20 protein-coding genes are annotated in these 21337 nt (G+C 66.8%); 10 read left to right on the top strand and 10 right to left on the bottom strand.

Annotated features, from left to right (window positions below; translation table 11 throughout):
* Positions 1 to 50 precede the first annotated feature (50 nt).
* On the bottom strand, positions 51 to 1646 hold the full coding sequence (locus tag ON40_RS31925; protein WP_040828770.1) for a class I adenylate-forming enzyme family protein: 1596 nt from the start codon (positions 1644 to 1646) through the stop codon (positions 51 to 53).
* Entirely contained in the window at positions 1646 to 3265 is a 1620-nt protein-coding gene (locus ON40_RS31920) for a thiamine pyrophosphate-binding protein (protein ID WP_040828769.1), read from the bottom strand. Before ON40_RS31920 ends, ON40_RS31925 begins: the two co-directional genes overlap by 1 nt.
* A 315-nt stretch (positions 3266 to 3580) precedes the next feature.
* Here ON40_RS31920 and ON40_RS31915 point away from each other — a divergent pair, with 315 nt between their 5' ends.
* The 4 genes from ON40_RS31915 to ON40_RS31900 all read left to right on the top strand — a co-directional run bounded on the left by ON40_RS31915 (position 3581) and on the right by ON40_RS31900 (position 7075).
* Complete coding sequence (locus ON40_RS31915; protein WP_040828767.1) at positions 3581 to 4234, top strand: TetR/AcrR family transcriptional regulator; 654 nt, start codon at positions 3581 to 3583, stop codon at positions 4232 to 4234.
* A gap of 84 nt (positions 4235 to 4318) precedes the next feature.
* The gene (locus tag ON40_RS48460; RefSeq protein ID WP_157186495.1) at positions 4319 to 4984 is read left to right on the top strand and encodes an enoyl-CoA hydratase/isomerase family protein; all 666 of its coding nucleotides are present in this window, start codon (positions 4319 to 4321) and stop codon (positions 4982 to 4984) included.
* Between the two features lie 160 nt (positions 4985 to 5144).
* Positions 5145 to 6347 carry a 3-oxoadipyl-CoA thiolase gene (gene pcaF / locus ON40_RS31905; RefSeq protein ID WP_040828804.1) on the top strand — a complete coding sequence of 401 codons (1203 nt, stop codon included), beginning with the start codon at positions 5145 to 5147 and terminating at the stop codon, positions 6345 to 6347.
* Entirely contained in the window at positions 6344 to 7075 is a 732-nt protein-coding gene (locus ON40_RS31900) for an enoyl-CoA hydratase/isomerase family protein (RefSeq protein WP_040828766.1), read from the top strand. The genes pcaF and ON40_RS31900 overlap by 4 nt, the downstream gene beginning before the upstream one ends.
* A gap of 49 nt (positions 7076 to 7124) precedes the next feature.
* Here the strand turns inward: ON40_RS31900 and ON40_RS31895 are convergent, their stop codons facing one another.
* On the bottom strand, positions 7125 to 7919 hold the full coding sequence (locus ON40_RS31895; RefSeq protein WP_040828765.1) for an enoyl-CoA hydratase-related protein: 795 nt from the start codon (positions 7917 to 7919) through the stop codon (positions 7125 to 7127).
* Positions 7920 to 7986: 67 nt separating this feature from the next.
* Here ON40_RS31895 and ON40_RS31890 point away from each other — a divergent pair, with 67 nt between their 5' ends.
* The 5 genes from ON40_RS31890 to ON40_RS51305 all read left to right on the top strand — a co-directional run bounded on the left by ON40_RS31890 (position 7987) and on the right by ON40_RS51305 (position 13088).
* Positions 7987 to 8892: a 3-hydroxyacyl-CoA dehydrogenase family protein gene (locus ON40_RS31890; protein WP_040828764.1), complete on the top strand. Its 906-nt coding sequence runs from the start codon at positions 7987 to 7989 to the stop codon at positions 8890 to 8892.
* 71 nt (positions 8893 to 8963) lie between these two features.
* The gene (locus ON40_RS31885) at positions 8964 to 10901 is read left to right on the top strand and encodes a flavin-containing monooxygenase (RefSeq protein WP_040828763.1); all 1938 of its coding nucleotides are present in this window, start codon (positions 8964 to 8966) and stop codon (positions 10899 to 10901) included.
* A gap of 45 nt (positions 10902 to 10946) precedes the next feature.
* Entirely contained in the window at positions 10947 to 12026 is a 1080-nt protein-coding gene (locus ON40_RS51315) for an acyl-CoA dehydrogenase family protein (RefSeq protein WP_040828762.1), read from the top strand.
* Entirely contained in the window at positions 12023 to 12523 is a 501-nt protein-coding gene (locus tag ON40_RS51310) for an acyl-CoA dehydrogenase family protein (protein ID WP_040828761.1), read from the top strand. The genes ON40_RS51315 and ON40_RS51310 overlap by 4 nt, the downstream gene beginning before the upstream one ends.
* Complete coding sequence (locus ON40_RS51305; RefSeq protein WP_051193819.1) at positions 12471 to 13088, top strand: acyl-CoA dehydrogenase family protein; 618 nt, start codon at positions 12471 to 12473, stop codon at positions 13086 to 13088. Before ON40_RS51310 ends, ON40_RS51305 begins: the two co-directional genes overlap by 53 nt.
* Before the next feature lie 303 nt (positions 13089 to 13391).
* Here the strand turns inward: ON40_RS51305 and ON40_RS31865 are convergent, their stop codons facing one another.
* From ON40_RS31865 to ON40_RS31840, 6 genes are read right to left on the bottom strand one after another with little or no spacing between them, the layout of a single operon-like run.
* A complete protein-coding gene (locus ON40_RS31865) occupies positions 13392 to 14435 on the bottom strand; it encodes a branched-chain amino acid ABC transporter permease (protein ID WP_040828760.1) in 1044 nt (347 codons plus the stop codon).
* The gene (locus ON40_RS31860) at positions 14435 to 15310 is read right to left on the bottom strand and encodes a branched-chain amino acid ABC transporter permease (protein ID WP_083896074.1); all 876 of its coding nucleotides are present in this window, start codon (positions 15308 to 15310) and stop codon (positions 14435 to 14437) included. The genes ON40_RS31865 and ON40_RS31860 overlap by 1 nt, the downstream gene beginning before the upstream one ends.
* On the bottom strand, positions 15303 to 16118 hold the full coding sequence (locus ON40_RS31855; protein WP_051193818.1) for an ABC transporter ATP-binding protein: 816 nt from the start codon (positions 16116 to 16118) through the stop codon (positions 15303 to 15305). The genes ON40_RS31860 and ON40_RS31855 overlap by 8 nt, the downstream gene beginning before the upstream one ends.
* 25 nt (positions 16119 to 16143) lie before the next feature.
* Positions 16144 to 17340 (bottom strand): ABC transporter substrate-binding protein, encoded by a 1197-nt coding sequence (locus ON40_RS31850; RefSeq protein WP_083896073.1) that lies wholly within the window; start codon positions 17338 to 17340, stop codon positions 16144 to 16146.
* Between the two features lie 57 nt (positions 17341 to 17397).
* Positions 17398 to 18120 (bottom strand): ABC transporter ATP-binding protein, encoded by a 723-nt coding sequence (locus ON40_RS31845; RefSeq protein WP_040828757.1) that lies wholly within the window; start codon positions 18118 to 18120, stop codon positions 17398 to 17400.
* Positions 18121 to 18143: 23 nt separating this feature from the next.
* Positions 18144 to 18959, bottom strand: a complete 816-nt coding sequence (locus ON40_RS31840) for a glucose 1-dehydrogenase (protein ID WP_063713130.1) — start codon at positions 18957 to 18959, stop codon at positions 18144 to 18146.
* A 306-nt stretch (positions 18960 to 19265) separates the two neighbouring features.
* Between ON40_RS31840 and ON40_RS31835 the strand changes: the two genes are divergently transcribed.
* Entirely contained in the window at positions 19266 to 19778 is a 513-nt protein-coding gene (locus ON40_RS31835; RefSeq protein ID WP_306305404.1) for a flavin reductase family protein, read from the top strand.
* A gap of 736 nt (positions 19779 to 20514) precedes the next feature.
* Here ON40_RS31835 and ON40_RS31830 read toward each other — a convergent pair.
* A complete protein-coding gene (locus tag ON40_RS31830; protein WP_040828756.1) occupies positions 20515 to 21222 on the bottom strand; it encodes a DUF8020 domain-containing protein in 708 nt (235 codons plus the stop codon).
* Between the last annotated feature and the right edge of the window lie 115 nt (positions 21223 to 21337).

The raw sequence follows: 21337 nt of genomic DNA, 5'->3' as shown, positions 1-21337 counted from the left end.
GCTCGGGGGCGGCGATTTTCATCGCCGCCCCCGAGGGGATTCCACCCCGATCAGGCCTTCGGGGAGACGAGAGTGTCGCGCAGACGGAACTTCTGTACTTTTCCACTCGGGTTTGTCGGCAGTTCGCTGACGATGTGGATACGGCGGGGTACCTTGAACGACGCGAGTATGCCCCTCACATGCGTCAGCAGTTCCGGTTCGGTCGCGGTGGCCTCCGCTCGCACGTGCACCCAGGCCTGGCCGACCTCGCCGAGTCGTTCGTCGGGCACACCCAGCGCCGCTGCCCGCAGCACGTCCGGATGGGACTGAATCGCCGCCTCGACCTCGACCGGATCGACGAGTTCCCCGCCCACCCGGTAACCATCGCCCTGCCGCCCGATGAACGTGACGTTGCCTGCGGCGTCCATCGACGCGAGATCGCCTGTGCGGAACCAGCCTTCGTGGTCGAAGGCCGCCGCGGTGGCCTCGGGCAGGTCGTGATAGTGCCATAGGATCGAGGGCCCGCGCATCAGTAGCGCGCCCGATTCCCCATGGGGAACAGGCGATCCGGTGATGTCGTCGACCACCTTGGCTTCCATGCCCGCCAGCGGTCGCCCCACGGTCCCCATGGCGATCTCCGGCGGATCGTCCAGCCCCGCGACCATCACCAGTGCGGCGGTCTCGGTCATACCGTAGGGATTGAGGCACACCACCCCGGTCTTGTCGTGCACCTTCCGGCAGAGATCGGGCGCCAGCGAGGTGAAGGCGAAACGCACTCCGCTGAAATCGATCTCGTCGATGAGCGGGTTGTTCAGCTGGTCGATGTACGTCGTCGGGATGCCGTAGATGATCGTCGCCTTCTCGTCGCGGATCAGCCGCAGCGAGGTGGCCGCGTCGAACCGGGCCATCAGCACCGTGCGGGCCCCGGCGAGGGACAGCATGACCAGGCCGCCGACCAGGGCGAGGATGTGGAACAGCGGCAGATACAGGACGGCAACGTCGGTCTCGCGCATCTCGAGGTGGTCCAGTCCGGCGAACAGCGTGGCGATGAAGCTGTGCGTGTGCACCGCACCCTTGGGCCGTCCGGTTGTCCCCGAGGTGTACAGCATGATCGACGGGTCGGTCACGTCGACGGACGGGAGCAGGACGTCGCCGGCGGGGTGCGTCAGCTGTGCCCACGAGGTGATGTCCGCATCGCCGGCGTGGTCGACCCCGACCAGCCGCAGGTGATCGCCGACCTCGGTCCGCAGCTGCCGGGCCTCGGCGAGATAGTCGCGCTTGCGGTAGGCCGAGCACGCGATCAGCAGCGATGCGCCGGACTGGGCTACCTGGTACTCGATCTCCTTGGTGGACAGCGCCGTGTTCAGCGCTACGACGGTCGCGCCGGCGTAGATCGCGCCGAAGAAGGCGACGACCCACTCCAGGCTGTTCGGTAGCCATATAGCCACCCGATCGCCCTTGCGGATCCCGATCCGGGCGAACCCGCCCGCCGCGTCGCGCGCTCGCCCGCGCAGCTCCGCGTACGTACAGCGGCGCTCGCCGTCGACGAGAGCGACCCGTTCGCCCCACCGCGCGGCCGCGTATTCCAGGACGTCGGCGAGTGTCCACGCCGTCACGTCGGCGCGCGTGGCGGTCGTGAGCTCGGTCGCGTTGTCAGGTGTGATCATCAGTGCGGAACCTCCGGGATATCGGCCACTCCTATACGTAGATCGATCACCACGGGCCGGATGGGCGATTGGAAAGCCGCGATTGCGCCGGGAACATCGGCCACCGTGTCGACCGTCAGCCCATCGGCGCCCAGCGCTCGGGCTACTTCGGCGAAGTCCGGCCAATCGAACAGCGACAGGCTCGGGTCGAGGCCCCTGTTCACGAACTGGTCGTATTCGGCGCCGTAACTGCTGTCGTTGCAGATGACCACGATCAGTGGCAGCCCGGCGCGGATGGCCGAGTGCAGTTCGGCCATGCCGTTCATCATGAACCCGCCGTCACCGGTCACGAGGACCGTGGGCTCATCGCGGGCGGCCGACGCCGCCCCGATCGCCGCGCCCATGCCCAGGCCGACGACACCGAAGTCCGTGGTCAGCACCTGGCTTCGGTAGTCGGTGGCCCAGATGTATTTGTAGGCCTCGCCCTCGAAACGGCCGCCGTCATACACCACGGTCCGGTAGCGCGGCAGCGCCCGGTTCATCGCGCTCAGCACGCCGGCGAGGGTGACCCGCTGTCCCAGCGCGGTGTCCCACACGAGGTCGGTCTGCTCGACCCCCGCCGTCACCCGGTCACGGAAGCCGGTCGGCGGTACGCCGGCCGCGTCCAGGGCCTCGATGAACTGCGGTGCGACGACGGCCGCGTCACCGGGGACGGTGGCGGTCACGGGCACCTCGCGACGGAAGCCGGCCTCGTTCGTGTCGATGTGCACCACCCGCTTGCCGGCGATGAGCGAGTTGCGCACGGTGGTCCAGGTATTCAGGCTCGCGCCGAACGCGATGATGCAGTCGCTCTCACCGATCGCCCGCACACCCGGCTCGGTCGACACCGTCCCGCAGACGCCGACGCAGCCCTCTGCCGCGCTGTAGAGGTTGCGCGCGCGCAGTGTTGTGGCGATCGGTGCGCCGATCCGCTCTGCGAACGCCAGCACGGCCTGACGCTGCTCCTTGCCGATCACGCCGTGGCCCGCCAGCACGAGCGGTCGACGGGCCGAGGCGATGACGCTGAGAGCCTCGTCGAGCACATCCTCGGATATCTCGGGGTGCTTCTCGGAACCGGACCACGGGTCCTCATCGTCGTCGGCTGCGCCGACCTCTTGCCATTGGTATTCCGTCGGGCAGTTCAGGACGAACGGCCGGGATTCCGCGATCGCGCGCCGTGCGGCCAGGCGGACCGCCGAGCGCACCTCGTCGGGCCCGGTGACCAGCACGTAGCCTGCGCCGGTCGCGCGGACGAGCGGTTCCTGGTCGAACGTCTGCCGGTTGAGCCGATTGTTGGGGGCGGTGTCGCCGGTGATCAGCAGCACCGGCGAGCTCGACCGCACGCAGTCGGTCAACGCCGTCGCGGTATTCGTCAGGCCCGGTCCCTGCGTAACCGTCGCGACGCCCAGCCGCGCCCCACGGAGGGCGTAGCCGTGTGCCATCATGACCGCGCTCGCCTCGTGGACCGCCGAGACGTAGGTGCCATGCTGCCTTTCGACGAACGAGTTGACCATGAACATATTGGCGTCCCCGATGAGGCCGAACATGGTGTCGACCCCCGCCGCGGCCACTTCCTGGGCCATTACCTCGTGTACGAACATCAATCCATCCCTGCCTGGCGAGCGACTACGTCTACAACCACAATTTCTCTCCGGAAAGCGCTGGGGACCGGGCCCCGCGGGCATCGGAGGTGTCGGTGCCGCCTGCGGTCCCAATTTAATCAACATACATGTTGACTGTGTGGTGCGCCATAGTCCGGTTGCCGGCAGTGGGCCGGGCCGTGATTTCATGTGGGCTCCGCACGGGCGTGATGGGAGTCTCGTTCAAGTGTGGCGCTGCTGACTTCGGGTATTCTTCTGCAATGCGAGCATTGGACGCGACTGCACCGGCGCGGTCGACTGCTGAGGGGATGACGGATGGCTGACGTGGAGCGACAGTCAACACTGGCGATGAAGCGTGATGCCGCCAATAAGCGGAAGCGTCCCCGCTACGGGGCCAAGCGTGAGGCGATCCTCAAGGCGGCGGGGCTGGTGCTGGAGAAGAACGGGTTCGCCGGCACCACGATCGAGGCCATCGCGCGGGAAGCCGGTCTCGATAGAGCTACCGTCTATTACTACTTCTCGGACAAGGGTGCCATCTTCCGCGCGGCGATTCACGACGGGCTCACCGATATGGTCAAGTCCCTGGAGGAGGTGGCAGGCAGCGACGAACAGCCCGAGGCGCGACTGCGCAGTTCGATACGTGCCGTGATGCGCTCGTTCGAACGGTACTACCCGGCGCTGTACATCTACCTCAGGAGCGGCGATTCGGCGACGGTCATCGACGATGACCTCAATCAGGAGCTCATCGACTCCGGTCGGCGCTACGAGGACCTCGTTGAGCGGGTCGTGCGCTACGGCGTCACGGAGGGGGTGTTCAATACGTCCCTGCCGCCGAAGGTTTTTGCGAAGTCGGTGACCGGGATGCTCAACTGGACCTCGCACTGGTTCGTCCCCGGCGGCATGCTCACTGCCGACGATGTCGCCGACGGTATGGCGGACATGGTCCTGTCCGGTGTGTTGCCCCGGTAGGACTTGGGTGCAATATCAACAGATGTGTTGATATTGTGTCGGTATGCGATGGTTCTGCATGCCGGCGACGTACGGTCGGTCACGGTGACCGGGCTCGGGAACCCGGCGAACGTGAATCGGCCCTTGCCCGGAGTCCGGTCGGACCTGCTCGACGGGGTTACGCGGATCTGCCTCGACCGGCCGCCGGTCAACGCCTTCACCGTCGAGATGTTCGGTCAGCTGGCCGCTGCCGTGCGGCGCTCGTGCGCCGATCCGAGACCGGTGCTGTTGACCGGGGCCAACGGCAGGTTTTCTGCTGGTTTCGACATCAACGAGCCGGATCCGGCCGGGTCGGCACCGTATGCGGCGTCCATGGAGTGTCTTGCCGTGATCCGCGAGTATCCAGGGCCGGTGGTCGCCGCGGTGGAGGGCGCCGCCGCCGGGATCGGCCTACTCATCGCCATGTCGGCGGACATTCTCGTCGTATCACGGTCGGCCCGGCTGCGCATGCCGGAGGCGAGGCTGGGCATCGACATCGACGTCGCTCCGTTGCGGCGGTTCCTCCCCGCGCCGTGGATTCGCCGGCTGTGCCTGCTCGGCGAGGTGATCACGGCCGCTGACCTGCGCCTCGATCACGGGACGGGCGCGTTCGTATGTGAGCCCGGCGAGGCCGAAGGGCATGCCTGGGCCGTGCTGGAGTCGCTCGCGGGGGTCGACGCGGCATTTCTCCGGCGCGCGAAGCGACAGCTGATCGAGCAGTTGTCAACGTGATCGTTGACAGAGGTTGGGGTCGGTCATACCGTGGATTCGTGCATTCTTACTTCCCATTGCCGATCACCGGCCGCACGGGCGCGCCCGCCCGACATGCTGAAGCGAGGGCCGCGCAGTGCGCCTCGCGCACGACGGAGCCGAGCGCCGGCGAGGTGCTGTCGTGACCGTGGCATACCTCGTGGACGGCGTGCGCACGCCGATCGGCCGCTACGCGGGGGCGCTGGCAGCAGTACGTCCGGATGATCTCGCGGCGCACGTGCTGCGCGCCCTGCGGAGCCGACAGCCGTCGGTGGACTGGTCCGCCGTGGACGATGTCGTTCTCGGCTGTGTGAACCAGGCCGGGGAGGACAATCGCAACGTCGCCCGAATGGCGTCGCTGCTGGCCGGTTTACCCGAAACCGTCTCCGGCACAACGATCAATAGACTGTGTGGGTCCGGCGCCGACGCGGTTGCGGTTGCGGCACGGGCGATTCGCGCAGGCGAGGCGGATCTGGTGGTCGCCGGCGGCGTCGAGAGCATGAGCCGCGCGCCGTTCGTAATCCCCAAGGCCGCAACGCCGTTCGCGCGAACGGCCGAGATCTACGACTCCACTATGGGCTGGCGGTTCGTCAACCCCGCGTTCCGCGACGCATTCGGCACGGACACGATGGGGGAGACCGCCGAGGTCGTTGCGGCCGAACGCGGCATCGCGCGCGCCGATCAGGATGCCTTCGCGTTCCGTTCGCAGCAACGCACGGCCAAGTCCATTGCGGATGGCTGGTTCGACGAGGAGATCACGCCCGTTCCGGTGCCCCGGCGCAAGGGCGAACCGGTATCGGTCACGCGCGACGAGCATCCCCGCGACACGGATCCGGACCGACTCGCCGCGCTGCCGGCGGCGTTCCGCGTCGGTGGCACCGTCACCGCGGGAAATTCATCCGGCGTCAACGACGGTGCCGCGGCACTGCTGCTGGCCTCGGAGCAGGCGGTACGGCGCTTCGGGCTTACGCCGCTGGCCGTCGTCACCAGTGCGGCGACCGTCGGCGTCCCTCCGCGGGTCATGGGCCTGGGTCCGATTCCCGCCACCCGCAAGTTGCTCGGCCGGGCGGGTCTGGCGATCGGCGATATCGACGTGGTCGAGCTGAACGAGGCGTTCGCCGCCCAGGCGCTCGCCGTGCTGCGCGATCTCGGCATCGCCGACGACGCCGACCATGTCAATGCCCACGGCGGAGCCATCGCACTGGGGCATCCGCTGGGCATGAGCGGCGCGCGGCTGGTGCTTACCGCCGCCCGCGAACTGCGCCGCCGCGACGGTCGGCGGGCGCTGGTGACGATGTGCATCGGTGTAGGTCAGGGCATTTCGGTACTGATGGAGGCGGCGTGAGTAGCATCGTTGTCCGCCGTGAGGGCGACCTGTGGTGGATCGGGCTCAACCGTCCCGATCGGCGCAATGCACACGACGAGGCGATGGTCGCCGAGATGGATGCGGTGCTCACCGAGGCTCGCCGGACGCCGTCGGTTCTGCTGATCCACTCGACGACGCCGGGCATGTTCGCCGCCGGCGCCGATATCCGCGAGATGCGCGAACGCGATTCCGCGCATGCGTTGCGGGCCATCAACTCCGGGCTGTTCGAACGACTCGAGGCACATCGCTGGCCGACCATCGCCCTCATCGACGGGCCGGCGTTCGGCGGCGGCTGCGAGATGGCGCTGGCCTGCGACTTCCGGATCGCCAGCCCGCGAGCGCTTTTCGCCCAGCCGGAACTGTCGCTGGGCATCCTGGCCGGTGCGGGCGGGAACTGGCGGCTGGCGCAGCTGCTCGGCCTGAGTGCCGCGCGGCGGATGCTCTACGCCGGAATGCGCCTGGATGCCGAATCTGCTTTGGCCGCAGGGCTTGTGGACGAGATCGCCGACGACTTGGCCGCCCGCGGCGCCGCCCTGGCCGCCACCGTCGCGCGGCGATCGTGGCGGGCGCTGGAGCTGACCAAGCTGGCGTTACGTGCCCACCGCCCCGCCACCACGCAGTTCGATACCGCCGCGCAGGCACTGCTTTTCGACAGCACGGACAAGTGCGAGCGCATGACCGCGTTCTTGGAGCGAAAGCAGAAGTAAGCCACACTTGCCGACCGGCCACGGCGCAGGCCGTGGCCGGTCGGCCGTGTTACCGCCGCGGTGATGGCGTGGCAAACGCCTCGAATCGCGGTGTCCGCTTGTCGCGCCAGGCCGCGACGCCCTCGCGATGGTCGGCCGCCGCCAGCGCGGGAATCATGAGTTCGGTTGCTTGCGTATAGGATTCGCGCAGGGAGAGTTGTTCGGCGTCGACGAGTTGCCGCTTGATCGTCGCCCAGCTGTTCGGGGCTCCGGTCCGGATGAGTTCGCGCGCGTAATCCATTGCTGCACTGAGCGTTTGCCCGGCTTCCACGGTGCGACTCACCAGCCCGATGGATTCGGCCTGCGTGCCGGTGAGGGTGCGCCCGGACAACAGCAGGTCCGTCGCGTGCGTGCGGCCCACGAGGCGGGGGAGCAGCCAGGCGGCGCCGTGCTCGGCCACCAGGCCGAGCCGGGCGAAGGACGTGGTGAGCTTGGCGTCGGCGGCGGCGATGCGGATATCGCACCACAGCGCGAGGACGAAGCCGAGGCCGGCGGCGGGCCCGTTGATCGCCGCGATGACCGGCTTGGGGAATTCGGCCAGTTCACAGAGTTCGCGGCGACCCGTGCGATCGTTCGACCGGGCCGCCTCGCCGAGCATGTCGAACGAGGCGCCGGCGCAGAATCCGCGTCCGGCGCCGGTGACCACCACGACCCGCACATCCGGGTCGGCCGCCGCCGCGTCGAGTGTGCCGAAGAACGCCGCCTCCAGTGCGGGGGTCCAGGCGTTGAGTTGCGCCGGCCGATTGAGGATCAGCTGGAGGATGCCCGACTCGCTGCTGTTCACGATCAACTCATTCGAATCCATGATCCGACGCTACCTGCCACGAAACTTTTGTCAACACAGATGTTGAATTGTGAGGTACTCTGCTGGGGTGGCACATCTACATCAGTCAGCGCGCGTGGCCGTCGTCGGCGCGGGCATCATGGGTTCTGGCATAGCGCAATTAGCGGCGACCGCGGGTTACGAGGTCGCGATGGCCGATGCCGACGCCGATCAGCTCGCCCGCGCTCGCGCTCATATCTACGACAGCGTTGAAAAGTTGGCGGCCAAGGGTTTGGTCGATGCGGACGCTGGGGCGCGTGCGCTTCGCCGGCTGCGTCCGCACACCTCGGTATGCGATGCCGCGAAGGACGCCGATGTGGTGATCGAGGCCGTCGTGGAGCGGCTGCCCGTCAAGCAGGCGGTCCTGGCCGAGGCCGCGTCGGTCGCTGCGCCGAATGCGCTGCTGGCCACGAACACCTCGCAGCTGTCCGTGACAGCGATAGCCAGCGCGCTGCCCGACGCCGTCGACCGGGTCGTCGGTGTGCACTTCTTCAACCCCGCGGTCCTGATGCGCCTGGTGGAGATCGTGGCCGGGCTGGAAACCAGTGCGGCGACCGTCACCGCCGCCGCGGCCTTCGCCGAAAGCCTCGGCAAGGAGACGGTGATCTGCCGCAAGGACAGCCCGGGCTTCCTGACCTCGCGGATCGCGGCCATCGTACGGCTGGAGTGCCTGCGCATGCTGGAGGAAGGCGTCGGCACCGCCGAGGATATCGACCGCGCGCTGCGGCTGGGCCTGAACTTCCCCATCGGTCCGTTGGAGCTGGGCGACCGCAACGGGCACGACACCTTTCTGCTGGCGGTCGAATCGATGGCACAAACGCTCGGCGAGCGGTTCCGGCCGACTGTTGGTCTGCGAAATCTGGTCGCGGCCGGCCGGCTTGGCAGCAAAACCGGGCGGGGGATCTATCGATACGACGAAGACGGCCGGATCATCCGTGCGGATTCCCTCGGTTGATACGGCCCAGCTCGCGGTAGAGGCCGATTCTTTCAGCCACGTTATCGAACTATATTTACGGAGTCAGTCGAGTGGACGCAACGAATACCGAGACAACTGATATCGGGAAAAGTGAACTAGCGCATATCACCGAGTCGGCGAATGTTCCGACATTACTGATGGTGCTCTACCAGGTGACCGGAGATCGCCGCTGGCTGGCGGCGCCGTACCTGCCGACCCGGACCAAGGGGTTGGGCGATCACGACACCGGCGGGCTGCCGGAGGACGTCCAGGCCGAGATCAGGCAGGCTGCCGTGGATGCGTTCGACCATCTGTTGCACGGAAGGCCGCCGGCCATCGACGTCCCGACATCGGAGCAGACCGCCGAAATGCTGGGTGTCTGCGTCGGGGAGCCGGTGGACGACTCCTACGGTGTGATGTTGGCCGAGGAGTTCCGGCGCAGGGTCGGCGCCGCGGGCGAGGACAGCCGACTCGAGGCGAGGGTGCCCGGCGACTTCCGAGTGCTGGTCATCGGCAGCGGTGTATCCGGAATCATTGCGGCGCAACGTTTTCAGGAGATGGGCGTGCCCTATTTGATGGTCGACAAGCACGACTCGCCCGGAGGCAACTGGCTGGACAACCGCTATCCCGGTGCCGGCGTCGACACACCCAGCCATTTGTATTCCTACTCGTTCGCGCCGCACGACTGGGGGCATCACTTCGAACTCCGCGCCTCGCTCGAGGAATATTTCGGTAAGGCGTTCGATCTGGTCGGGGCGCGACCGAACGCCCGATTCGGGACCGAGGTGGTCCGCGCCGAATACGACGAAGCCGAGGCGCGCTGGCGGGTCACCCTCCGCGCCGCGGACGGAACCACCGAGGTCCTGCCGTTCAACGCGATCGTCAGCGCGGTGGGCATGCTCAATCGGCCGAAACTGCCGGCGGTGTCCGGCCTGGATCGATTCCGCGGGCCCTCGTTCCACTCCTCCGACTGGCCCGCCGATCTGGACATCGCCGGCAAGCGAGTCGCGGTGATCGGCAACGGGGCCAGTGCGATGCAGATCGTGCCGGCCATCGCCGGCCAGGTCGGCCAGCTGACAATTTTCCAGCGCACACCGCAGTGGATCGCTCCGTTCGACAAGTTCCAGCAGCCGATCGATGAGGGCTCCCGTTATCTGCTGCGCACGTTCCCCATCTACCGAACCTGGTACTGGCTCAAGCTCTACTGGCAGTTCGGCGACAAGGTGCTGGACTCGTTGCGCAAGGACCCCGAGTGGCCGCACCCGGAGCGTGCGGTGAATGCCCGCAACGACGGCCACCGCGAATACTTCACCCAGTACATCCGGGACGAACTGGGCGACCGCACGGATCTGTTCGACAAAACGTTGCCCACCTATCCGCCCTACGGCAAACGGATTCTGCTCGACAACGGCTGGTATCGGGCGCTGCGCCGGCCCAACGTGACGCTGGTGACCGACGCTGTCGAATCGGTCGGCGAGACTGGCGTGGTGACATGTTCCGGTGCCGCGTACGACGCCGATATCCTGGTCTGGGCAACGGGTTTCGATGCGACACGGTTCGTGTCCTCGCTGGATGTGATCGGGCGCGGGGGTGTGACGCTGCGCCAGGCATGGGACGACGACGATGCCCGCGCTTATCTGGGCGTGACGGTGCCCGGGTTCCCGAACCTCTTCCTCATCGGCGGTCCCAACTCGTTTCCCGGCAGTGGCAGCTTCATGTATTTCATGGAGGTGCAGATGGGTTATATCGCAAGGCTTTTCGCGAGCATGTTCGCCGCGGGCGCGGCGGCGATCGATGTGCGTAAGGACGTCTACGAGGAATACAGCGACCTGGTCGACCGCACCAGCGAGCTGACGGTGTGGACCCACCCGGGCACCAATACGTATTTCCGCAACGCGCGTGGCCGGTTGCTGTTCGTCTCGCCGTTCCGCAATGTGGAGTACTGGACCCGGGCCCGCAAGTCCAGCATCGAGGACTATCACGTGCTCGCGACGGTACCCGGAAGGTAGGGCCGTCATGGCCCGTCTCCGGCGGATTCCTGCGCCGAGTTGCGTATGGCGGTGCGGAATGTGACGGCCGACTGGCGGCGCGCCGGACGCTATGTCCCCCGCAGCGACTCCTGGCTGCGCTCCTTCGATCCGGAGTTCAGCAAGGAACTCGCCGCCCGCGGGCTCATCGCCATGACCTATCCCCGGGAGCTCACTGGCCATGTGCGCACCAACGTCGAGCGGCTCGCCGTCACCGAGGAACTGCTGCGCGCCGGAGCTCCGGTCGCCGCCCACTGGATCGGTGACCGGCAGATCGGCCCGGCAATCATGCGCCACGGTTCGCGTGAGCTGCAATGCGAGATCGTGCCGCGGATCGCCGCCGCCGACGCGCTCTTCTGCCTGGGCATGAGCGAACCCGAGGCCGGCTCCGACCTCGCCTCGGTGCGGACCGCCGCCACCGCGGCCGAGGGCGGCTGGCGGATCACCGGGCACAAGATCTGGACCAGCCAGGCCCACCGCGCCACACACGTGTACCTGCTCGCCCGCACCGAGCGCACCGGACGCAAACACGAGGGCCTGACCGAGTTCATCGTCGACATGGACGCCGAGGGCATCACCGTCGGCCCGATCGTCGACCTCAGCGGCGAACATCACTTCAACGAGGTCCGCTTCGACAACGTCCTGGTGCCCGCACACCGGGTCGTCGGCACGGTCGGCAACGGCTGGCGGCAGGTCGTCGATCAGCTCTCGTTCGAGCGCGGCGGCGTCGAGCGGGTGCTGTCCAGCTACCCCGTGCTCGTGGAACTGATCGCCGAGACCGCCCGGCACGACGACGACCGCGAACTGCATGCCCTGCTGGGCTCCCTGGTGGCCCGGCTGGCGGTGTTACGCCGCCTGTGCTTCGAGGTCGCTGTCGTCATGGACGCGGGCCGGGCACCGATCCAGGAGGCCGCGGCCCTGAAGTTCCTCGGCAACGCCTTCGAACGCGACGTCATCGAGGCATGGCGCCGGACCGACCGGTGTCAGGATCCGTCCGCCGACGCGGTCTTCGGCCAGGCGCTGCTCGCCTCGCCCGGTTTCGGCCTGCGCGGCGGTTCGGCAGAGGTCTTGCTCTCCCTCATCGCCCATCAGGAGGCACGTTCATGAGCCTTGCCACCGAGCTCCGCGATCTGGTCGACGACCTGCTAGGTGACCGGATCCACCACACCGCCGCCGGTGGGCCAGGAACACCCCGGGGAACGCGCCCAGGCCGAAGGGCAGCCGCGAACCAGCACGCACTGTGGGCGCGGCTGCGCGAACTCGGCCTCACACGGGTGGGCATCGACGAGGACCGGGGCGGCTCCGGCGGCACGTTCGACGATCTGCTGATCATCGTCAACGCGCTGGCCGCGCACGGCATCAGCCAGCCCATCGTCGAGTCCGCCACCGCCGATTGGGTCCTCGGCCACAGTGGGCGGCTCGGAGAGCGCTTCAGCACCCTGCTCGTGCTGGACGAGCCGCTGAACTACGTCGGCGGTCCGATCACCGCCCGAGCTGCCTGCCGTACCGTGGGCCCGCGACGCCGAGCAGCTCGTAGTCTCTACTCCCGACATGGCACTGTTCGTGGACCTGCATCATCCTTCGGTCACGATCCACCCCGGTGAGAACCTCGCCGGTGAGCCGCGCAACACCGTGCTGCTGACCGCCGCCCCCGCCCCCGCCATACCGCTCGCCCCGGCGCTGGACCACGAACTCATACGAGCCCGCCTGGCACTGCTGTGGTCCGCCGCTGTAGCGGGCGCCGCAGCCGGCGCCTACCGGCTGACCAGAACATACGCATCCGAGCGCGAACAGTTCGGCGCCCCACTGTCGAAGATCCCCGCCGTAGCGACCAACCTGGCACTGATGCGCGTGCAGCTGATCCAGGCCGACGCCGCCCTGGCACGAGTCCGCGAAACCGGCCCAACCCCGGCCACGGCCGAAATTGCTCGCATCATCACCGCCTCCACGGCAACGACCATTGCCCAGACCGCCCACCAACTCCACGGCGCAATGGGCGTCACCATGGAATATCCCCTTCACCACTACACCCGCCGCCTCTGGGCCTGGCGCGACGCGGTAGCCACCGAGCGCCACTGGACCGAAGACCTCGGCCGCCGCGCGGCAGCCGCCGGCGAGCTCGGCATCTGGACCCGACTCACCACGACCGCAGCCCCTGCACAGCATTGACCAGTTGATTCGTAGGCGCCGTGTGACCGAGACGTTGACCGAGCGCACGTTGCTGCCGAAGCATCCGGATCAGCTGGCGGAGGTTCGCAGGTTCTCGGACCGGCCGTGCACGGTGTTGCGGATCCGGGTAGCGCCGACATTGATCGTCGCCGCCACCCGGATCCGCATCACCTGGACCTCACTCGGGAACCGCAGCAGCGCTTGGCATTCTGCTTCTGCCTCGGCGTCGCGCCGACACGCCTCGAGGCCGCCGGTGCTTTCCCGGCCCTGTTCGAGCGTGCCTCCGGTCGGCGCTCGTCGGACTCACCGATCGGTTCGCTCAGGACGCGCTTTCCGGAGCAGCGCGGGGACGAGGCCGGCGAGTCCCTTCGGCGCTGCGATGACGAAGATGACAACCATTGCGCCGTAGACGATCTGGGCATAGCCGCTGGCGTGCTGTGCCGCGCCGGGAGATGTCACGACCAGGTTGACGAGGTCTGGGACGGTGATCGGGAGCAGGGTGACGACCGCGGCGCCGATCAGGGGGCCGGCCTGGGTATCCAGGCCGCCGATCAGGATCATGGCGATGACCGAGATCGACAGGGGCAGCGCGTATCCCTCGTAGCTGACCGACCCGGTGAACCGAGCCGTCAGCCCGCCCTGCACGCCGATGATCGCCGATGTGATCACGAACAGCACCAGCTTGTACCGGGATACCGGAATGCCCATGGTGGCGGCCGCGAGTTCGTGGTCTCTGATCATTCGCCACCCGCGCCCGCTGCGTCCGCCGCGCAGCCAGCCTACGAGGACGATCGTGCCGGCGAGCACGGCCAGGAGCAGCCAGGCCCAACTCGCCGACTGTCGGGCGATGGTTCCGGTGAATATGGGCCGCAGGAAGAAGCCCGCGTCGCCGACGGTGGCCTTCTGGTATTTCAATGCCGCGAATTGAGCCAGGTAGCACGCGGCCAGAGTGGCCAGCGCCAGATACATGCCGCGGATACGCAGGGCCGGTAGACCCACGACGAAACCGCCTATTGCACACGCGAACCCGCCGATGATGACGTCGAATGGGAACGGCACGCCCAGTCGGCCCGCCCACACCGTCACATAGGCGCCGACGCAAAGGAATGCGGCATTACCGATGGATACCTGGCCGCCGGTGCCCATCAGCAGGTCCAGCGCCAGCGCGCCGATCGCGGCCAGCAGGATCGTGTCCACGACGTAGATCGAGTACGACGAGCCGACCGTGGTGACGAGCGCGACGACCACGAACGCGACGATGATGCCGAAATACCGCTGCCACAAGGGGTTTCGCCAGAGGGGCGGCCGGGTGAGTGGGGCACTGATGTCCGATATCGTGTGAATCACTAGACCCGCCTGACATTCCGGGTGCCGGCGATGCCGTGCGGCAGAAGCAGCATGACGGCGAGCAGCACGAGATAGGTGACGACCGTGACGTATTCGCCGCCGAAGTATGCCGAGGTGAATCCCCCGAGTAGTCCGATGCCGAAGCCGCCGACGAGGGAGCCCGGAATGCTGTCGAGCCCGCCGAGCAGCGCGGCGGGAAATGCGAGCAGGGCCAGATCCTCGATGCCCCGGTTGACCGAATTCACACTGCTGTAGGCGATTCCGGCGATTCCGGCGAGCACACAGGCCAGCGTCCATGAGCCGAGATACACCCAGCGGATATCGATACCGCCCTGGCTGGCCAGCAGCGGATCCTGACCGCCCGCACGAATTCGGGTGCCGAGCGAGGTGAACCGGAACACGAGCACCAGCGCGACCGTCAGTATGACGGCGAACGCTCCGATCTCCAGCGACGCGGTCCCGAAGGTCGCGCCGAGGATGGTCGTCGATCCGGTCGATAGCCCCGGAATGGTGACGGTGTACTGGGTCTCGGGAAAGACGATATTGATGACCCCATCCGCGACCGAGGCGAATCCCAGAGTGGCGATCACGGCGACGAAATGTGGCCGGCCGACCGCCCAGCGCAGGACGAACCGGAACAATATGGCGCCCAGCAGGCCGGCGACACCCAGGGCGAGGAGCGCGAGAATGGCGAACGGCAGGCCCGAACCGCGCTGCAGCTTGCCGACGATCAGGGCGGCCAGCAGCATGAAGCTGCCGTGCGCGAAGTTGAACGTCTCGGTCGCGCGAAAAATGATGACGATGCCGAGCGTCACCAGTGAATAAATGGCTCCGAGGGTGAGGCCGCCGATGATCGCGGCTGTCAATTCAGACATCGGCGGTCACCACGTTCGCTTCGGTCCTGCCACCGGCCATGGTGACGCGGAATTCATCGGAATCGAGCACCTCATCGGTCGGCCCGTGCAGTGCCACGGAGCCGGAGACCAGGCCGAGCACGCGATCGGCGATCGCCCGGACCAGATCCATGTGATGTTCGACGACCACCATCGGAATGCCGAACTCGGTGTGGATCTCGAGGAGCATGTCCCGGATCCGCGCGCGCTCGGCCGGATCCAGGCCGGACGAGGGCTCGTCCAGCAGCAGAACACTCGGTCGCGCGATGGTTGCCCGCACGATGTCGACCATCTTGCGGGAGCCGTAGGGCAGTCGCCCCGCCTCGACATCGGCCAGATCCGCGAGACCGAACCGGCCGAGCAGTTCCCGGGCGTCGGTGCGCGCCCGGCGCTCGGCCCGGGATACCTCGAACCGGCGGAAGATCTGGCCCGCGAGCGAGTAACCGATCGTCTGATGCGCACCGCACAGGACGTTGTCCAGGACGGTCGCCGAATCGATCAGTTTGGGGTCCTGGAAACTGCGTCCGAGCCCGCCGCACGCGATTGCGGTCGGGTGGGCATTGGTCATGTCTACGCCGCGGTGCCGGATCTCACCGCCGGATGTCCGGGCCAGGCCACAGATCGCATTCAGGAATGTCGTCTTGCCCGCGCCGTTCGGGCCGATGACAGCGACGATATGGGCTGCGTCGATCGCGGCCGACACGTCGGTCAATGCCCGCAGGCCACCGAAGGCGACAGTGATGGCACGAACGTCGAGGACGTTCGGTGGTGATTGGTTGTCTTCGTTCATGACGGAGCCTTCTATCGGTCGCCGATCACGGCACAGTGATCGGGTCGCTCTCGGAAAATCTGCCGGTCGCGGGGTCGTAGTTGTGGAACCGGACCGTGCCGGCGGCGACGTGATTCGTGGCGCTCAACCTCACCGGCCCGTAGGAGGCGCCGTCGGGCACGGTGAAATCGGAAACCTGTTCCAGCGCGGTGTTCAGCGCCGCGCTCGTGCAGCCGGTCCCGCACTTCTCGAGCGACTTGGCCAGGACATATCCGGTCACCCAGCCCGACATCGCGAACATCGAGCTCGATACATCGGCGGTCTTGTGGTACTTGTCCGCGACCGCGAGGAACTCGGGCAGCGTGGTCGCATACGGGTTGGCCGCCAGGGCAAAGTATTTGGGCGAGGCGATCTGCTGCAAGGTGGCCTGGGCCGCGCCCGACGGGATGCCGAGCTGTAGCGCTGTCACCCCGGCAGCTGTCAGCGACTTGGATACCACGACGGTGTCGTCGGTCGAGCCCAGGGTCAGCACCACGTTCGGGTTATCGCGGGCGATCGCGCCGGCCTGCGTGGCGAAGGATGCCAACGGCACGTCGTATCGCTGGATGCCCGCGACCCTGGCGCCCGCCCGCTCCAGCAGTGTGCGCGCCTGTTTGATGATCACATCGACGTAGGGCGAGTTGATGGCCGCGACGTCGACCGTCTTGCCCGACACCGAGCCGTTCTCCCGCTGTTCGACGAAGCGGTACAACGCCTCCGCGTCCTGCTTCGCTGTCAGGCTGGTCTGGAACAGATACGGTTGCGCCGGGTAGAGCGAGGTGTCGGACAGGGCCGGGCTCAGCAACGGCACCCGCGCCGACTGCGCCAGCGACGTGATCGACGCCGCTCCCGCCGACCCAGAGAACATCACCAGGGCAAGCGGATTCGCCGCGATCGCCTTTTGCGCAGCGGTGAGCGCGAGGCTCCCGCTGGACTGGCTGTCGATGACCTGCAGATCTATTTTCTTGCCGTTGACGCCGCCGGTGGCGTTGATATTATTCACGGCCATCTCGATGCTGGACGCGCCGGGCGCCGAAACACTCGAAAACGCCCCGGAGATATCCGAAATCACGGTGATCCGGTAGGAATTACCCGACCCTGAACCGTCCGAGTCGGCGCCTTGTCCGCAGGCCGCGGTGATCAATAGGGAAAGTATTGTCGCTCCTGCAACGAGAATGCGACGGTGCAGCGTTTGCGCACGCATGACGAGATCAGTCCTCTGATATATGTATTGATGCGGTGAGGGTATTGTTGGTCGCGTTTATGCGCCGATATCCGATATGCCGAACAGGTCGGTATTCACGAAGTCGGCCGAGTTCCCGTGCGCGGTGATGCGTCCGCCTTCGAGCAGATAGCAATACTGCGCGGTGGTCACGGTGCGGGTGGCGCTCTCGTCGATGACCAGGCAGGCGGTCCCGTCCCTGGCGATCGTTTCCAGCGCCTCGAACAGCGGCCGCTGCAGGCTGGCGTGTAATCCCAGCATCATCTCGTCGACGATGAGCAGCCGCGGGCGGCTCACCAACGCCCGGATGATCGCGACCATCTGCTGCTCGCCGCCGCTGAGCGTGCCGGCGCTGTGCTTCATGCGGCCGCGGATCGTCGGGAAAAGGTGCAGGCCGAATTCGACCGCCTCCTCCCGCTCCGCCCCGGACCGATGCATTCCGGCGGACAGGAAATGCTCGCGCACACTGAGATTCGGAAATACCTTGTTGCGCTCGGGAACCGCGGCGATGCCGGCCTTGACCAGGCGATGTGGCTCGCGACCGGTCACATCGACACCGTCGAATACGACCTTGCCGCGCACGATCTGCGCGCCTTCGGTGCGCAGAAAACCGCTCAGGGCGCGACATGTCGTGGTCTTACCCGCACCGTTGGCGCCGACGAGTGCCACGATCCGGCCCGTCTCGATCCGTATCGAGACATCCTCGATGCCGATGGCTCCGTTCGGATATCGCACCGCGAGATTTTCGGTCTCCAGAAGCATGTGCCTGATTACCTTTCGGGCCGTTATCGGCGGAAATCCCGGGCAGCGGTTGCGGAGTATTTATATCCGGCCTGCCTGCCACCGTCGATGAAGTGCTGATCGCCGGTGATGAAGGACGACTCGTCACCTGCGAGGAAGGCGACCAGTGCGGCCACATCCTCTGGTTCGGCGATGCGCCCGAGTGGTGGCAGATCGGATGTGTCCGGCGAGGCCACGGCGGCGACTGCGTCGCTGTTGCTCATCGGTGTGTCGACTCGGCTGGGATGAATCGAGTTGACGCGAATGCCATACTGGGAGAGCTCGATTGCCGCAGACCGGGCAATCATGGTGTTCGCTGCCTTGCTCGCGCAATACGCGGACATTCCCTCGATGCCGACCGCGCCGCCGACCGAGGACACCACGACCACGGAACCGCCGCCGGCCGCGCGCATCGGGTCCAGCACCGCGTGAATTCCCTGGACCGCGCCCAGCGCATTGATTTCGAACAGCCGGCGGAAATCCTCCGGCGTGGTCTTCTCGAACGGGCTCGAGAACATCACGCCCGCGTTGCACACCAGGATGTTCGGATTACCGAATGTGGCGCGGGCCAATTCGACCGCCGCGCGCCAGTCCTGGTGCTCGGTGACATCGAGATGGGCGTATGCGGCCTGCGGCCCAAGGCTTTCGGCCACTGCTCGGCCGGGGTTATCGAGCACGTCGCCGATGACGACTTCCGCGCCGTCGGCGACGAGGCGCCGGGCGATCGCTGCTCCGATACCCCGGGCGCCGCCGCTGACGATCGCGATCTTGTGCCGTAGGGGATTGTGCTGCAAGTGCGCACGCGGATCCGTGGCGGTCATGACGGCCACCGGATGCTAGCCACGGTCGACGAATGAATCATGCTGACGGCCTCCTTTGGCCCTGTCGGCCCCCGTCGATGACTGCTCGGCAGGGCGGCTTTCAGGAACGTTAGCTCGGTCACATCGGGTTGTCAACGAAGTAGTTGAACAATCGGGAGCAGCTGGCCAACTGCGCCTCACGTCGATAGCTCTGTACACGACTGTGCTGGCTGACAGCTACGCTCAGCTGATCGGAGACACGTCGCCAACGCCGATACAATCAACATAAGTGTTGAAATATGTAAACCAGATTCGTAGGATGGGCTTATGGTCACAACGTCCGACTCGATGGCGAGTAATCCAGCGGCAATAGATGTCGAGCCGACGATCTTCCGGCGAGTGCTCGGTCACTTCCTGACCGGCGTTGTCGTGGTATCGACCATGGACGGCGAGCAGCCGGTCGGACTGGCGATCGGCTCGTTCTTCTCGATCTCGCTGGCCCCGCCGTTGGTTGGCTTCTGCGCGGCGAATTCGTCGGAGACGTGGCCGATCATCAAGCGCGCGGGGCGGTTCTGCATCAATGTGCTGGCCGCCGACCAGGAAGCGGTATGTCGTCAGTTCGCCCGCAGCGGAGCGGAAAAGTTCGACGGGGTCGGCTGGTCCACATCGGAGGGCGGCTGCCCGCGGCTCGACGATGTGATCGCGTGGATCGACTGTGACATCGAGACGATCCACGCCGGCGGCGACCACGAGATCTGCGTGGGGCGCGTGCGAGCGCTGGGGGATGGGCGCCTGTCGTCTCCGCTGCCGTTCTTCCGCGGCGGTCACCGGATCGGCTGAGTGTTGCGGGCCTGGAACTCATCTTCAGCGGCCACCGCCGAGCAATCACCCGTTGAAGTGGATCTGCAGCCCACAGACCCCGCGCCCCCGCAGACGCGTATCTTCTCGGCAAGGAGTCCTTCGGTGCGGGCGACTGGGGTTCATGATCGCCTCGCGCCCCTGCTCGATGAGAGCCGACGCTGACTGGACCACGACGGCGTCAGGCCGGAGCGGACGTACAGTTGATTGGGATCGGCTGTCTGCGTGGCGATCCGGACTCGGCGATCGAAACTCCTGCTCCGTAGTGGCCGCCGGGCCGGGATGCAGCGGGACGGGCGGCTGTCGCGGTCGGATCGAATCGCTGAACCGATAGCGCATGCCCTCCGCCCCGAGCATCGGGGACCCGCATCGCGATCGCTGTGGTTGTTATCGATATTCGAAATGCCTTCCCGGACAGTACGATCGAGCCTTACGAGTCCGATTTCCCATTCCGGGAAGGCATTTCGCCCCTCACCACACACTCAGTGTGATACTCGAGCCTCCGGGCTCAGGCCCGCCGCACCGACATGTGGGTGAGAGTATCCGGCCGTTCGGTCCGGGCTGACGGTGCGTTGCGGAAGAGCGTCCTGTCGAATGCCGTAACATGATGTACGGCAGGTGCTTTCGTATAGGACTGGGAAGCGGCCTCTGTGGGAGAGCGTTCGGCGCCCGGTGGTGAAAGTCCCGCGGCGCCGGAACACTCCGGGGTGGTTGCGGGCTACTTCGTTGTGGCGGGGGCGGGGCGGGGTGCGGGTTCGTTGATGGTGGTGAAGTACTGGACCGCGGCCATGATGGTGAGTGGTGCGGTGACCAGGAGTTGGCCCAGGGCGGTGCCGAGGGCTCCGATGGCCACGATGCCGCCGAGGCAGCCGACGGCGGCTGCGGGGATGAATGGGCCGAACATGCCGACGATGGTCGCCGCGGCGATGGTGGCGCCGGCGATGCCGCCCAGGACGCAGCCCACTGCCGCGCCGCTGAGGCCGCCGACCATGGTTCCGACGGTGGCGCCGGTGGTGATGGTGCTGGCCATGCGGTTCCAGGCGGCCTGCTCGCGGTCGTACTGGGTTTTGAACGGTGCCTGGTCCTCGAACGGCAGGGCGACCGGTTTGTAGGTGGCGTGCGCGAGGTCGAACTGGGGGGTGAGCGTGGCGGTGTGGCCGTTGATCTTCGCGGCGATGGGGAACATGAAGTCGTCGACCCGGAAGGACAGGTCGGATCCGGCGAGCACGGTTCCGTTGCGGCTCTTGATCTTGAATACGCCGTTGTCGGCGTCCAGGGTTCCCGCGTCGGTGGTGATGACGGTTCCCGTCGGTGTGGCGGTCGTCTTGTAGTGGATGGCGTCCGGTTGCGGGGCCGCCTGCGCGGTTCCCGCGATGCCCACGGCGGCTCCGGCGACCAACGCGCATGTCGCAGCGATTTTCCTCATCGATGTTTCCTCTCATCGGGCTCCTCGGCTTCGTTGCGGAGGAGGTGGAGCTCCGGCGTGACGCCGGGGAGGGGTGACGGCCGGTGTAGCGGCCGGTGTAGCGGCCGGTGTAGCG

The sequence above is a fragment of the Nocardia jiangxiensis NBRC 101359 genome (assembly GCF_000308615.1).
GTDB classification, from domain to species: Bacteria; Actinomycetota; Actinomycetes; order Mycobacteriales; family Mycobacteriaceae; genus Nocardia; species Nocardia jiangxiensis.
Note: the sequence above shows the minus strand (reverse complement) of the source record. Positions and strands in the feature narration are given on the sequence as shown.

Coding starts and splice junctions, on each gene's coding strand:
- ON40_RS31850 (WP_083896073.1), bottom strand. CDS start 17,340: ATGCGTGCGCAAACGCTGCACCGTCGCATTCTCGTTGCAGGAGCGACA.
- ON40_RS31845 (WP_040828757.1), bottom strand. CDS start 18,120: ATGCTTCTGGAGACCGAAAATCTCGCGGTGCGATATCCGAACGGAGCC.
- ON40_RS31855 (WP_051193818.1), bottom strand. CDS start 16,118: ATGAACGAAGACAACCAATCACCACCGAACGTCCTCGACGTTCGTGCC.
- ON40_RS51310 (WP_040828761.1), top strand. CDS start 12,023: ATGAGCCTTGCCACCGAGCTCCGCGATCTGGTCGACGACCTGCTAGGT.
- ON40_RS31925 (WP_040828770.1), bottom strand. CDS start 1,646: ATGATCACACCTGACAACGCGACCGAGCTCACGACCGCCACGCGCGCC.
- ON40_RS31860 (WP_083896074.1), bottom strand. CDS start 15,310: ATGTCTGAATTGACAGCCGCGATCATCGGCGGCCTCACCCTCGGAGCC.
- ON40_RS31840 (WP_063713130.1), bottom strand. CDS start 18,959: ATGACCGCCACGGATCCGCGTGCGCACTTGCAGCACAATCCCCTACGG.
- ON40_RS51315 (WP_040828762.1), top strand. CDS start 10,947: ATGGCGGTGCGGAATGTGACGGCCGACTGGCGGCGCGCCGGACGCTAT.
- ON40_RS31920 (WP_040828769.1), bottom strand. CDS start 3,265: ATGTTCGTACACGAGGTAATGGCCCAGGAAGTGGCCGCGGCGGGGGTC.
- ON40_RS31835 (WP_306305404.1), top strand. CDS start 19,266: ATGGTCACAACGTCCGACTCGATGGCGAGTAATCCAGCGGCAATAGAT.
- ON40_RS31830 (WP_040828756.1), bottom strand. CDS start 21,222: ATGAGGAAAATCGCTGCGACATGCGCGTTGGTCGCCGGAGCCGCCGTG.
- ON40_RS51305 (WP_051193819.1), top strand. CDS start 12,471: ATGGCACTGTTCGTGGACCTGCATCATCCTTCGGTCACGATCCACCCC.
- ON40_RS31915 (WP_040828767.1), top strand. CDS start 3,581: ATGGCTGACGTGGAGCGACAGTCAACACTGGCGATGAAGCGTGATGCC.
- ON40_RS31895 (WP_040828765.1), bottom strand. CDS start 7,919: ATGGATTCGAATGAGTTGATCGTGAACAGCAGCGAGTCGGGCATCCTC.